General features: G+C 60.3%; 12 protein-coding genes. 3 read left to right on the forward strand and 9 right to left on the reverse strand.

Annotation, left to right across the window (positions count from 1 at the left end):
* Positions 1 to 118 precede the first annotated feature (118 nt).
* The 4 genes from betA to LPB19_RS03420 all read right to left on the reverse strand — a co-directional run bounded on the left by betA (position 119) and on the right by LPB19_RS03420 (position 4,277).
* Positions 119 to 1,804 carry a choline dehydrogenase gene (gene betA, locus LPB19_RS03405; protein ID WP_206644716.1) on the reverse strand — a complete coding sequence of 562 codons (1,686 nt, stop codon included), beginning with the start codon at positions 1,802 to 1,804 and terminating at the stop codon, positions 119 to 121.
* A gap of 27 nt (positions 1,805 to 1,831) precedes the next feature.
* On the reverse strand, positions 1,832 to 3,301 hold the full coding sequence (betB, locus tag LPB19_RS03410; RefSeq protein WP_206644717.1) for a betaine-aldehyde dehydrogenase: 1,470 nt from the start codon (positions 3,299 to 3,301) through the stop codon (positions 1,832 to 1,834).
* A gap of 17 nt (positions 3,302 to 3,318) precedes the next feature.
* Positions 3,319 to 3,915 carry a transcriptional regulator BetI gene (gene betI, locus LPB19_RS03415; protein ID WP_206644718.1) on the reverse strand — a complete coding sequence of 199 codons (597 nt, stop codon included), beginning with the start codon at positions 3,913 to 3,915 and terminating at the stop codon, positions 3,319 to 3,321.
* A 149-nt stretch (positions 3,916 to 4,064) separates the two neighbouring features.
* On the reverse strand, positions 4,065 to 4,277 hold the full coding sequence (locus LPB19_RS03420) for an acetyltransferase (protein WP_206644719.1): 213 nt from the start codon (positions 4,275 to 4,277) through the stop codon (positions 4,065 to 4,067).
* A gap of 247 nt (positions 4,278 to 4,524) precedes the next feature.
* On the opposite strand from LPB19_RS03420, the gene LPB19_RS03425 reads away from it, so the two are divergent.
* Complete coding sequence (locus LPB19_RS03425) at positions 4,525 to 5,085, forward strand: outer membrane beta-barrel protein (protein WP_206644720.1); 561 nt, start codon at positions 4,525 to 4,527, stop codon at positions 5,083 to 5,085.
* Positions 5,086 to 5,139: 54 nt separating this feature from the next.
* Here the strand turns inward: LPB19_RS03425 and LPB19_RS03430 are convergent, their stop codons facing one another.
* Positions 5,140 to 6,624: a helicase HerA-like domain-containing protein gene (locus LPB19_RS03430; protein WP_206644721.1), complete on the reverse strand. Its 1,485-nt coding sequence runs from the start codon at positions 6,622 to 6,624 to the stop codon at positions 5,140 to 5,142.
* 58 nt (positions 6,625 to 6,682) lie between these two features.
* Positions 6,683 to 6,940, reverse strand: a complete 258-nt coding sequence (locus LPB19_RS03435; protein WP_228289199.1) for a hypothetical protein — start codon at positions 6,938 to 6,940, stop codon at positions 6,683 to 6,685.
* An 83-nt stretch (positions 6,941 to 7,023) separates the two neighbouring features.
* On the opposite strand from LPB19_RS03435, the gene LPB19_RS03440 reads away from it, so the two are divergent.
* On the forward strand, positions 7,024 to 7,191 hold the full coding sequence (locus LPB19_RS03440; RefSeq protein ID WP_206644722.1) for a DUF2897 family protein: 168 nt from the start codon (positions 7,024 to 7,026) through the stop codon (positions 7,189 to 7,191).
* 7 nt (positions 7,192 to 7,198) lie between these two features.
* Here the strand turns inward: LPB19_RS03440 and LPB19_RS03445 are convergent, their stop codons facing one another.
* Both LPB19_RS03445 and LPB19_RS03450 read right to left on the reverse strand, forming a co-directional pair.
* A complete protein-coding gene (locus LPB19_RS03445) occupies positions 7,199 to 7,375 on the reverse strand; it encodes a DUF3012 domain-containing protein (protein ID WP_206644723.1) in 177 nt (58 codons plus the stop codon).
* Between the two features lie 30 nt (positions 7,376 to 7,405).
* Positions 7,406 to 8,473, reverse strand: coding sequence for a PLP-dependent cysteine synthase family protein (locus tag LPB19_RS03450; protein ID WP_206644724.1), 1,068 nt, complete (start codon positions 8,471 to 8,473; stop codon positions 7,406 to 7,408).
* 254 nt (positions 8,474 to 8,727) lie between these two features.
* Here LPB19_RS03450 and LPB19_RS03455 point away from each other — a divergent pair, with 254 nt between their 5' ends.
* Entirely contained in the window at positions 8,728 to 11,337 is a 2,610-nt protein-coding gene (locus LPB19_RS03455; protein WP_206644725.1) for an EAL domain-containing protein, read from the forward strand.
* Positions 11,338 to 11,414: 77 nt separating this feature from the next.
* On the opposite strand, the gene LPB19_RS03460 is transcribed toward LPB19_RS03455, so the two are convergent.
* Entirely contained in the window at positions 11,415 to 12,116 is a 702-nt protein-coding gene (locus LPB19_RS03460; RefSeq protein WP_206644726.1) for a hypothetical protein, read from the reverse strand.
* Positions 12,117 to 12,219: the final 103 nt, after the last annotated feature.

A 12,219-nucleotide genomic window follows, 5' to 3' on the forward strand; every position in this document is an offset into this window, starting at 1 on the left:
AGAACTTCCCTATCTAGCGCGCCGAGACAACCGGTGCCTCCGTACTGATAGGGAAACCCTGAGGGCTTGCGACCCCGGGGCACGACGCCCCGGGGCTCGGGAAGGCCTCAAGCACTCCTCAACTGAGGGTGCGCTTGGCCTCGCCCGATCGTTGACGTGCCTGCCACTGGTCGTCCATGACGACGGGCGCATCGGAAGGTTTCAGCGGCTCCATGCCGCGGATCAGGTCGGCTGCCCGCTCCGCCACCATAATGGTCGGCGAGTTCAGGTTGCCATTGGGTATCGTCGGGAAGATGGACGAGTCCACCACCCGAAGATTCTGGATGCCGCGGACCCGGGTTTCCGGATCGACTACGGCCATGTCATCGGTACCCATCTTGCAGGAGCAGGACGGGTGGTAGGCGCTTTCCACAGCCTGCCGGACAAACGCGTCGATCTGCTCGTCGGTGACCACATCCTCACCCGGCTGGATCTCCGCACCACGGTACTCGTCCATCGCCGGCTGGTTGATGATTTCCCGGGTCAGGCGCACGCAATCCCGGAAGCCCTCGCGGTCGTCCTCGTGCTGCATATAGTTGAACAGGATACGGGGATGATCTTTCGGGTCCGCCGATTTCACGTGCACAAAACCACGGCTCTTCGGCTTGTTGTGGCCTATGTGCAGCTGGAAACCGTCGCCCTTGAACGCTTCCCGACCGTCATAGCGCATGGCCGCCGGCAGGAAGTGGTACTGCAGATCCGGCCATTCCACGCCCGCCTTGGAGCGGATAAAGCCACAGGACTCGAAATGGTTGGTCGCGCCCAGGCCGTCCTTTTTCAGGAGCCAGCGCACACCGATCTTGAGCTTGTTCCACGGGTCCAGCTTGCGGTTCAGGGATACCGGCTGCTTGCAGCGGAACTGGAAGTAGAATTCCAGATGGTCCTGAAGGTTCTCACCCACGCCGGGCAGTTCGTGCTTCACCTCAATGCCGGCCTTTTCCAGCACCTCGCGGCTGCCGATACCGGACAGCTGCAACAGGTGCGGCGACCCGATGGAACCGGCGGACAGAATCACCTCGTCGCTGGCGTGGGCTTCATGCACCTGGCCACCCTGCTCATAGCGCACACCGGTGGCGGTTTTGCCGTCCAGCAACACCTTGTGCACCATCGCGTGGGTCACCACGGTCAGGTTCGGGCGCTTCATGGCCGGGCGCAGGTAGGCATTGGCGGTGGACCAGCGCCGGCCGTGCATCACGGTCATGTGCATGGGGCCGAAGCCTTCCTGCTGGGCGCCGTTGTAGTCTTCGGTTTCGAAATAACCGGCGTCGGTACCCGCTTTGATGAACGCCTTGTACAGCGGGTTCTGCATGTTGTTGCCGTTATTCACGCCCAACGGACCCTGTCCGCCCCGGTAGTCGTCGCCGCCGAAGGCCCAGGTTTCGGCCTTCTTGAAGTACGGCAGAACGTGGCGGTAATCCCAGCCTTCGGCACCTTCCTGCTGCCACTCGTCAAAGTCCCGGGCATGGCCACGGACATAGACCATGCCATTAATGGACGATGAACCGCCCAGTACCTTGCCGCGCGGACAGTGCATGCGGCGGTTGTCCAGATACGGCTCCGGATCGGTTTCGAACTGCCAGGCGTACTTCTTGGTGTTCATGGGAATGGACAGGGCTGTCGGCATCTGAATGAAGATGCTCTTGTCGCTGCCGCCGGTTTCCAGCAGCAGCACCGACTTCTTGCCGTCCTCGGTCAGGCGATTGGCCAGCACGCAGCCAGCCGATCCCGCCCCTACCACGATGTAATCGTATTGGTTTTCTTTCATTCCAGACCTCCCGGTTGGATCGCCCGCTTAGAACGGCGCGTCCAGATCCTCCATGCCGACATACACGGATTTGATCTGGGTGTAGTGGTCCAGGGTAACTCGGCCGTTTTCCCGGCCCACACCAGAGAGCTTGTAGCCACCCACCGGCATTTCCGCCGGGGATGCACCGTAGCTGTTGATCCAGCAGATACCCGCTTCGATCTGGTGAATCACCCGATGGGCACGACGGATATCGTTGGTGAAAACACCCGCAGCCAGGCCCGTCTCGGTGTCGTTGGCGCGGGCAACCACTTCGTCTTCCTCGGAGAACTTGAGCACGGACATCACCGGGCCAAAGATTTCCTCTTTGACGATGGTCATGTCGTCGGTGCAGTCGGTGAAGATGGTTGGCGCCACGAAAAAGCCCCCTTCGGCCGATGCCGGAGCCAGGGTATGGCCGCCTTCTGCCAGGGTTGCCCCCTCGGCCTTTCCTTTGGCGATGTAATCGAGCACCAGGTCCCGGTGCTTAGCGGAGATGAGGGCGCCGTAGTTGGTGGCCGGATCCATCGGATCCCCCGGCTTGATGTTGTTGCGCGTACGCTCCAGCAGCCGGTCCATGAAACGTTGATAGATGCCTTCCTGAACGAATACGCGGGTACCGTTGGTACAGATCTCACCCTGGGTATAAAAATTCCCCACCATCGCCGCGGAGACGGCGTTCTCCACATCCGCATCGTCGAAGATGATCAGCGGCGACTTGCCGCCCAGCTCCATGGTGACATCCTTCAGTGTGGAGGCCGCAGCCGCCATGACCTTCTTGCCAGTGGCTACTTCGCCGGTAAACGACACTTTCTCGATGTCCGGGTGGTGGGTCAGCCACTGGCCGACTTCGGCCGCGCCCTGCACCACGTTGAACACACCCGCCGGCACACCGGCCTCGATGTAGATTTCCGCCAGCTTGATGGCGCCCATCGGAGTTTCTTCCGACGGCTTGAAAATCAGTGCGTTACCCGCCGCCAGTGCCGGACCGGACTTCCAGCAGGCAATCTGGATCGGATAGTTCCAGGCACCGATACCGGCGCAGATGCCCAGCGGCTCCCGACGGGTGTAATAGAAATCGCCACCCAGGTCCTGCTGAATGCCCTCAACGCTGGGGGCCAGGCCCGCAAAGTATTCGATCACATCCGCGCCGGTGACCACGTCCACCGCCTCGGCTTCCTGCATCGGCTTGCCGGTGTCCCGCACTTCCGCCTCGGCCAGCTCGTCATTGCGCTCGCGCAGCAGCGCCACGGCCTTGTTCAGAATCCGGCCACGCTCGATCGCCGGCATGGCAGACCATTCGGCAAACCCGGCCTTGGCACTTTCAATCGCCGCCTGCTGGACGGACTCGTCCGCCACTTCCACTTCATAGATAACTTCGCCAGTGGCCGGGTTCACCACGGGAAACGTTTCGCCGCTGGTGTTGGCCAGGAAACGGCCGTGTACAAAATTCTGGTAACGAGGGAGTGATCCAGACATAACGAGTGTCCTCGCGATTACAAGTTCGTGTATTGGTCGAGCGCGTCTTTGACAAAGCGCTTGCACAGTTGTTCACCGGCTTCGAAACTCTCTTCCGGGTCCAGGCTGAGGGCACTACGGAGCCAGAAGCCGTCAATCATCGCCGCGGCCTGCCGGGCCGCAGCGGTTGCCTGTTCTTCATCCAGCACCTGCGCAAAGGAGTAACGCAGGTTGCTGTAGAGTCGGGCGTTGTTGATCTGCTGGAGGCGTTTCAGACCCGGCTCGTGCATCGAGCGCGCCCAGAAACTCAACCAGGTTTTCGCCGCCAGGGACGAGCGCTGAAACTCCGAAAAGTTCGCCTCGATAATGCAGTTCAGACGCTGCAGCGGCGTTCCGTCGGTATGCGCCATGCGCTCCCGCAATTCCCCGCCGAGCTGATTCAGCATGTAACGCAGGGCGGCTTCGATCAGCCCCTGCTTGCCGCCGAAATAGTGACTGATAATCCCGGACGACATGCCAGCGCGTTTGCTGATGCTGACAATCGTGGTGTTCTGCATACCCAGTTCCGCAATGGACGCCATCGTGGCCTCAATCAACTGCTGTTTCCGGGTGTCTTTGACTCCAATTTTGGGCATTTCAACGTCGCCGTCGTCGCTTCAAATTTTTTAATTGAACGTTCAATTAACAAAAATGATAACGAGACGTTAATCCGATTTCAACTCTGTTCAGAACTTGATCGAGGTGTTACGTATGCGGGATAACCGAAGACGGCGTGCGCTACGGGTCAGGGTTTTCGGCGGTAATGAGGATCCGTCCAGCAGCGGGGCAAGGCCTCGCCCGACGGAAAACTAAGATCGGATTTTTCATACATTTCAGGATCCTGGGCTTCCTCCCCGTAATGAAGGCTGCCCTCAATCTGGGTCTTGTGTGGATCAAACAGGCTCTGGGCATCCAACACCTCTATCAGATGACCCGTGGATGTCTCTGCCACAAACATAGCGCCTTTCCCCCCACATCTCTGATCATAAATTAACCACCACTTCACACAGGATAGTCACTGTAAGCGCAACCTGACAGGAAAGAACCTTGCGGACCAATCTCCAAAAGATGTCTTAAAAACACCACAAAACCCGTTGAAAATCCTGGAAACAGACCTCTTCAGTATTTTTGTTCCACAACTCGACAAAACTGGAACCATCGCCTAGTTTTTAACCGTCAAACGCTTAGCACAGGAGGCTAAGAACATGAAAAATCCACTTCCCTTGGCTCTTGCTGTATCTCTGGCCGCCGTGTCCGGCACTGCTTTTGCCGGAAGTGACAGCGGCTTTTACGTGGGTGCGTCCGTTGGTCAGGCGCAATTGGAACTGAATGACCAGGATCCGAATTTTGACTCTATCGATTTTGACGACGACGACACCGGTTACAAGATCTTTGGCGGTTACAACTTCGGCCTGATTCCGCTGGTGGATCTGGCGGTCGAAGGTGCATACGTCGATTTCGGGTCCTTTAGAGGCTCCGTGGGCCCCTTCAGTACTGATGCTGACCTGGATGTCACCGCCTGGACAGCGGCCGGACTGGCCGGGGTCAAACTGGGGCCGGTCGGTATTTTCGGTAAGGTGGGTGCCGCGCTCTGGGACAGCGAATTCAGCGGTGGTCTGGGCGATGACGACGGCACCGATCCTCTGTACGGCATTGGCGCCCGTTTCACGCTGTTTTCACTCCAGGTCCGCGCCGAGTGGGAGCGCTTTGATCTGGACAACACCGACATCGATTACTTCTCTGTCGGTGGTGCATTCACCTTCTGAGTTGCCTGACGTAACCGGGCAGTGTGCCAACACTGGCTGTCCCGGTGGTTTCGCCTAGCGGCGCCCACCCCCCAGCAAGCCTCCGAGCAAACCTCGCAAGATCTGACGTCCCAGCTGACTGCCCACAGACCGGGCTGCGGATTTGGCCATGGCCTCCACGACACCCTGCCGGCGGCCGGTTCCCCACAACACGTCACTCAACGGGTTGCTGTCTGACGCTTTCTTTTCGGCCCGGGTTTTGCCCTCTTGCGCCGCCTTTACCGCCGCTTGCGCCCGTTGGGTCAGGATTTCGTGCGCCGACTCCCGGTTTACGGGCAGGTCGTATTTCGCGCCCACGCGGCTGCACCGCATCGTGGCGATGCGCTCGTCGGGGGTTACCGGCCCCATCCGGCACCGCGGTGGGGCAATGCGGGCGCGTTCCACCGGCATGGGCACGCCCTTGTCCTGCAGGGTAGACACCAGCGCTTCCCCCACCCCCAGCTCAGAGATCACTGTGGCCACATCCAGTGCCGGATTGTCCGGAAAGGTTTCCGCAGCCGTTTTCACCGCTTTCTGATCCCGTGGCGTATAGGCCCGCAGCGCGTGCTGAATCCGGTTACCCAGCTGCCCCAGCACCTCACCTGGCAGATCGTCCGGGAACTGGGAGCAGAAATAGATGCCCACGCCTTTGGAGCGGATCAGCCGAACCACCTGTTCGATTCGCTTGAGCAGCACAGGGGGCGCGTCGTCAAACAACAGGTGCGCTTCGTCAAAGAACAACACCATCCGTGGCTTGTCGAGATCCCCCACCTCGGGCAGGTTCTCGAACAGTTCCGACAGCAGCCAGAGCAGGAAGCTGGAGTAGACACGGGGCTTGAGAATCAGCTGGTCCGCCGCGAAGATGTTGATCACCCCGCGGCCGCTCAGATCGGTGGCCATCAGGTCATTCAGGTCCAGCGCCGGCTCACCGAACAACAGATCGCCGCCTTCGCGCTCCAGGCTCAAGAGGTCCCGCTGGATGGCGGCAATCGACTGCGCACTGACCAGGCCATACTGCTCCGAAATCTCTTTACGCAGCTCGGACACCAGACCCAGCATGGCTCGGAGATCTTCCCAGTCCAGCAGCAGCAGGCCCTGGTCATCGGCCACCCGGAAGGTCACTTCCAGTACCCCGGTCTGGGTGTCGTTGAGTTCCAGCAGGCGTGCCAGCAACGCCGGCCCCATTTCGCTGATGGTGGTGCGCACCCGGTGGCCCTGCTTGCCGTACAGGTCCCAGAACACCACTGGATTGGCCTCCGGGGCGTAGGCTTCGACACCGAGGTCAGCCGCCCTGGCCTGCAATTTTTCACTGCCGGCCCCCGGCTGGGACAGCCCGGCAACGTCGCCCTTCACATCGGCCATAAAGACCGGCACGCCCATGCGTGAAAAACCCTCCGCCAGCACCATCATGGTGACGGTTTTGCCGGTGCCCGTGGCGCCTGCAATCAGGCCATGCCGGTTGCCATAACCACCCAGCAGCCACACCGGCTGCTGGCCCTTACCTACCAGTATCTGATTCACGGGAGATCTCCATTCGGGGCGTATCAAACGCCGTCCTGAAACGGAGTATAGTTGGTGGTCAGCGGGGCGTTAGACCATCGCCTTTGACGCCCAGGCGGTCGAGGTAGAGGTGCAGGTCGGCCTCACTCATGTCGACGTATTCCAGTACCCGGCCGTAGAGCATGGCGGTCGGCACGTTGCGGCCGTTCAGCTCCTGCTGGGTCTGGTGAATGAGATAGAGGATCAGACGTTCGGTGCGGGTCAGGCCGTCCCGAACATCGGGGATGGCTTCAAGCACCGCCTGCCATTGTTCGGCGGTCATGGAATCGTTGCGCATTTCACCCGCTCCATATCCGGCTTGAGCTTCCGGGCCCGGGTGGTTCACACTGACCAGGTATCCCCTGCCCCGGAGCCCGAACCATGCCCGTTATCGGATGGATTATAGTCCTGCTGTCCTTTGCCCTGATCATTGGCAGCCTGCTGCTGTTGCGGGATTCAGCCAACATGCGCATCCCGCCCGAGAAGCTGGAAAAGATCCGCCGGCGTAAAGCCGAGCTGGACGCCCAGGAGAAGGACGAGAACGACTGACGCAGAATCAGTCGTCCGAGCGGAACAGGCAGTTCTTGGCGTAGTCTCTGGCCTCGTTGGCGGTCCACTCGCCCTTCGGCGTCGCTTCCATATCCTCGCACCACGCCTTACTGCCAACTTCCGGAGAACACCCGGCCAAAAGAGTCAGAGCGGCAAGAAGGCTCGCAGTCACACAATATTTCACGTCTGTCGGTTCCTGATCAAAGGGTGAATTTCAACGCACTGGCTTGAAAACGCCAGTTTCAAAAAAATGTTCCAACTGTTTTCGGTAGGACTCGGTATCAAAGCCGTTATCGGCCAGCCATTGGTCGTTGTAATAGCTATCCAGGTACCGCTCGCCGCCGTCGCAAATCATCGACACCACACTGCCGGATTCGTTGCGGGCAACCATGTCAGAGATGATCTGCAACGCCGCGTAGACATTGGTTCCGGTAGAGCCGCCGCAGCGCCGGCCCAGCATTTTCTCAAGCACATGAATCGTGGCAAATGCCGCCGAATCGGGCACTTTGCTCATGCGATCGATCACGGACGCGACAAAGGATGGCTCCACCCGCGGGCGCCCGATGCCCTCGATCATCGAGCGCTGGCCCGTGGTCAGGCTGGCGTCGCCGGTCTGGAAGTAATCGAAGAACACCGAATTGTCCGGATCTGCCACGCACAGGCGGGTCGGGTGCCCCTGATAGCGAATGTAACGGCCGATGGTGGCCGAGGTGCCGCCAGTGCCGGCGCTCACCACAATCCAGTCCGGAACCGGATGGGGTTCGGCGCTCATTTGCTGGAAGATCGACTCGGCGATGTTGTTGTTGCCGCGCCAGTCGGTCGCCCGTTCGGCAAAGGTAAACTGATCCATGTAATGGCCGCCGACTTCCTCCGCCAAGCGCGCCGCCTCGGAGTAGATATCGCAGGCCTCCACCAGGTGGCAGCGCCCCCCGTAAAAGGCAATCTTGTCGATTTTCTCCTGCGACGTGCCTTTGGGAATAACCGCAATAAAGGGCAGCCCGAGCAGTTTCGCGAAGTAGGCTTCCGAGATGGCCGTGCTGCCGGAGGACGCTTCAATGATGGGCGTACCCTGGTGAATCTGCCCGTTGCACAGGCCGTACAGAAACAGCGAACGAGCCAGGCGATGCTTGAGGCTGCCGGTGGGATGGGTGGATTCATCCTTCAGGTACAGGGTGATGTCGCCACACGCCGGCAGATCCACCTTCAGCAAATGGGTATCCGAGGAACGCCGGAAATCCGCTTCGATGGCGGCAATCGCATGGTTAATCCAGTTCTGTTCCACAACGGCTCCTTGAGCGCTTCGATGACCCGCAGAAAATTACCACACGGACGCCGCCGCCGGGCTCCGCGACACATTTTTCTACATAAATCTCATTCAGCCCGATCCCGATCCGGCGTTAGCATTGATCAGACACTAACCACAATAATAAGTAAAAACAGGAATTGGTTAACTTCGTCTGGCCAGATTGGCGGGCTCCAGTCCGTATATAACTCGCTGTCCAGCAATGCTTTGACGAGGCAACCGGCGCTATGACCGTGACAGTACCTTCAATCCTACGCTTCGTGTTGCTGATTCTCAGCGTGCTGGTGTGCAACCCGGTGCTGGCCGGCACTGACCCCGTTCCCGTGTCGTCCGACAGTGCGATCCAGCCTCACTTCGAGGTCTGGCAGGATCCGGCGGGTCACGCGGACCTGGACCAGGTCATGACACTGGCCGACGACCAGTGGCAGGCGGTACCGAATGGCAGCGACACTTTCGGCATTACCCGATCCGCCTACTGGCTGAGGTTCGCCGTCCACAACCAGACCCGCGAGACAATGAACCTGGTGGCCGAGCTGGGTTATTCACAGCTGGATGACGTGATCTTCCACGAGGTGTCCAGCGCGGGACCGGGCCGCGTGGTTCGCACCGGTGATACCCGCCCGTTTTACCCCAGGGAAATCGACCACCCGAACATGCTCTTCCGGTTCACCCTGGCTCCGGAGCAGACAAAAACCCTGTATGTGCGGGTACAAACCGAAGGCTCGCTGGTGCTGCCACTGGACATCTGGCATGAGCACGACTTTTTCGGCTCGGCCTCGGGCGAGCAAAAGCTGCATTTCTTCTACTACGGCTGCCTGTTCGTCATCATCCTGATCAACCTGGCGGTGTTCCTGACCCTGCGGGAAACGCTTTACCTGTACTACGCCATGGCGATCACGGGCTATCTGCTGTTCTTTGCCTCCATCAAGGGTTTCAGTTTCCAGCTTCTGTATCCCCAGTTTCCCGGCCTGCACGCCCGGGTGCTGCTTTCGTCCATGCCCATCCTGGCCCTGTTCTCCATCCTGTTCTGCCGGGAATTCCTGCGGGTGAAATCCCACAGCCCGCGGCTGGATCTGGCACTGCGGCTGATGATCGGCTTTGAAGTGTGCAATCTTGTCGCCGCATTGGTGCTGGATTACAACACTGCCATTCAGTTGTCGTCGTTTTCAGCACTGTTCTTTTTCCTGTTACTGCTGGTGGCCGGGCCGGTTTCCTGGGCCGCGGGCGTGCGTTCCGGCATTTTCTTCACCGTCGCCTGGACCCCGCTAACCCTGGGCGTGCTGGCGACCGCCGGCCGGGCGCTGGGATTTCTGCCCGAGACCTTCCTGACCGAATACGCCATGCAGATCGGCTCCTGCCTGGAGGCCATCATCCTGACGTTTGCACTGGCGGACCGCCTGTACCATGAGCGCCAGGAGCGTTTTGAGGCCCAGGCCGACAGCCTGCTCAAGGAAAAAGTCCGTAACCGCACCCAACAGCGGCTGACCGAGGCCATGACCCATGACCCGGTCACCGGCCTGCCGAACCGCAACCGGTTCGAGCGCATGACCAACAGAGTCCTCAGCCAGAACCCGGACGGCGAGTACATTGTGGGCATCGCCCGCATCACCCGCATGGACGAGATTCACCGCACCCTCGGGCTGGCCCGCAGTGAACGGCTGCTGAAAAGTCTCGCCCAGCAGATGACCGAACTGGCCAAAGAAATGCCCATGGTGCATTGCCGCGACGACGAACAGGGCCGTTCGGAATGCGTTTTCCAGCTGTCGGGCGATTGCCTGGGCCTGTTGATTGATGTCCGGGCCGTGGACGACAAATTCGAGGGTATGAACAAGGCCATTAAACTGTTGTCGGAACCCCTGCCCATCGACCACCTGGCCATTGAGCTGCACCCCAAGTTCGGCGCCGCCTACTATCCCCAGCACGGTGACTCGGCCGCGCTGCTGATCCGCAATGCCCACGTTGGAATGGAAAACGCGTCTCAGGGCGTTTTGGCCACCGGTGTCTACTCACACGAGCTGGATATCTACAGCGAAAGCCGGCTGACACTGATGTCGGACCTGAAAGAAGCGCTGATTCAAGAGCAGACGTCACTGCACTACCAGCCCAAACTGTGCCTGAAAACCGGCCGTGTCGTGGGTGTCGAAGCCCTGATTCGCTGGCATCACCCGGAACGCGGCTGGGTGTTCCCGTCCGACTTTATTCCACTGGCGGAAGAGACCGGCGTCATTACCCAGCTGACCCGCTGGGCGGTGGAGCGCGGCACGGCCGACCTCGCCACCCTCACGGGCGACTATCCGGATCTGGAGTTGTCCATCAACATCTCGGCCCGCGACCTGAGCGCCAAGGGACTGGTGGAGTGGATACAGGCGGCCCTGCAGCGTCACAATCTGCGGCCCGAACAGCTGACCCTGGAACTGACCGAAACCGCGGCCATGGAAGACCCGGAAACCGGGCTCAAGGCGCTGGTTGCCCTGGCCGATACCGGACTTCGGATTTCGGTGGACGATTTCGGCACCGGCTACTCCTCGCTGTCGTACCTGAAACAGCTGCCTGCCTCCGAGATCAAACTCGACCGCGCCCTGATCATCGACATTCTGGACAGTGAGAGTTCCCGGGTGATCGTCGAGACTGCCGTGAACATGGTTCACGGCCTGGGCTATCAGGTGATTGCCGAAGGTGTGGAAGATGAAGAGGCTGCCCAGCTGTTGCGGGATATGAACTGCGATCGGCTGCAGGGCTACTGGCTCAGCAAGCCCATGCCGCTGAATGACGTCCGGCGCTGGATGGCGCAACACAACTCAGCAGCCATTGGCTTTGCGGAACTTGAGGCCGACGAAGCCTGACGCTCCGTCAGCCGCATCCCACCCCGCCAGAACCAGACAGGCCAGTGCGCCCCCCCCCACTGCGCCCCGTTACAGTGCTACCAGCAGATACTCTGGCAGACCCGGTTCAGCGGCGTCAGCTGCAAGCCATCCGCGGCCAGGCGCTGATCGGTAGCCTTCAGCCGTTGACGGAATTCATCCGCCAGCGACTGAAGTGCCGGAGCACGGAAGCCATAGCGAATGTTGTCCATGGTCTCGGCGCCCTGCAACGACTCGCGCTCCTGAGGCCGCGCGGACGCCAGGGTGTCGCGCCCCATGGAAGCGAGGAAACTCACCTGCCAGATCAGGGTGGCCAGTGACTCTGCCAGGTCCGTGTCGGCAAACCCGGGCACAGCCTCCGCCATGGACTGTCGCCAATCGTGCAGCTCCTGATCGGCAAGATACGGCATCAGCTGTGCGACAAACGCCCGGACGTCCTCATAGTAGAGCTGTCCGGCTATGCTGAGCGGCCGCGGCAGATCGGCCCGGTGATGCGGCGCTGCAAAACAGTCCGGAGCCAGCGGTAGCTCGCTGATGCCGGCGGGAAAGGCCGCAGGCAACTGGTGGTGTCCGGGCCGCCCGGCAACACCAAGGTGGGGTTCCAGCAACTGGAACAGCACGCCGTCCCCGGGCAGCTGCTGCAAGGCGCCTGCCGCCACTCGCGCCACGCCAGCCAGAGACCCATGCATGGCCAAGTCCGCCACGCCCTCATCAGGAGTCCGTGGCGTACCACGCTCAGCCGAAGCTTCAGTACATCTCATGATCGTAAAAACCGAAATATCCAAGTGGGGGCCAGTGTATGCCCGCAAGGTTTTCAGCTCTGTAGCGCGTTTGTGACGATTGCATCACATTTCTTTTCGGCAT

The sequence above is a fragment of the Marinobacter salinisoli genome, assembly GCF_017301335.1.
Classification (GTDB): Bacteria; Pseudomonadota; Gammaproteobacteria; order Pseudomonadales; family Oleiphilaceae; genus Marinobacter; species Marinobacter salinisoli.

Excerpts from the sequence above, each read along its gene's own strand:
- betA (WP_206644716.1), bottom strand. The coding sequence starts at position 1,804 with ATGAAAGAAAACCAATACGATTACATCGTGGTAGGGGCGGGATCGGCT.
- LPB19_RS03435 (WP_228289199.1), bottom strand. The coding sequence starts at position 6,940 with ATGCGCAACGATTCCATGACCGCCGAACAATGGCAGGCGGTGCTTGAA.
- LPB19_RS03425 (WP_206644720.1), top strand. The coding sequence starts at position 4,525 with ATGAAAAATCCACTTCCCTTGGCTCTTGCTGTATCTCTGGCCGCCGTG.
- LPB19_RS03460 (WP_206644726.1), bottom strand. The coding sequence starts at position 12,116 with ATGAGATGTACTGAAGCTTCGGCTGAGCGTGGTACGCCACGGACTCCT.
- LPB19_RS03440 (WP_206644722.1), top strand. The coding sequence starts at position 7,024 with ATGCCCGTTATCGGATGGATTATAGTCCTGCTGTCCTTTGCCCTGATC.
- betB (WP_206644717.1), bottom strand. The coding sequence starts at position 3,301 with ATGTCTGGATCACTCCCTCGTTACCAGAATTTTGTACACGGCCGTTTC.
- betI (WP_206644718.1), bottom strand. The coding sequence starts at position 3,915 with ATGCCCAAAATTGGAGTCAAAGACACCCGGAAACAGCAGTTGATTGAG.
- LPB19_RS03420 (WP_206644719.1), bottom strand. The coding sequence starts at position 4,277 with ATGTTTGTGGCAGAGACATCCACGGGTCATCTGATAGAGGTGTTGGAT.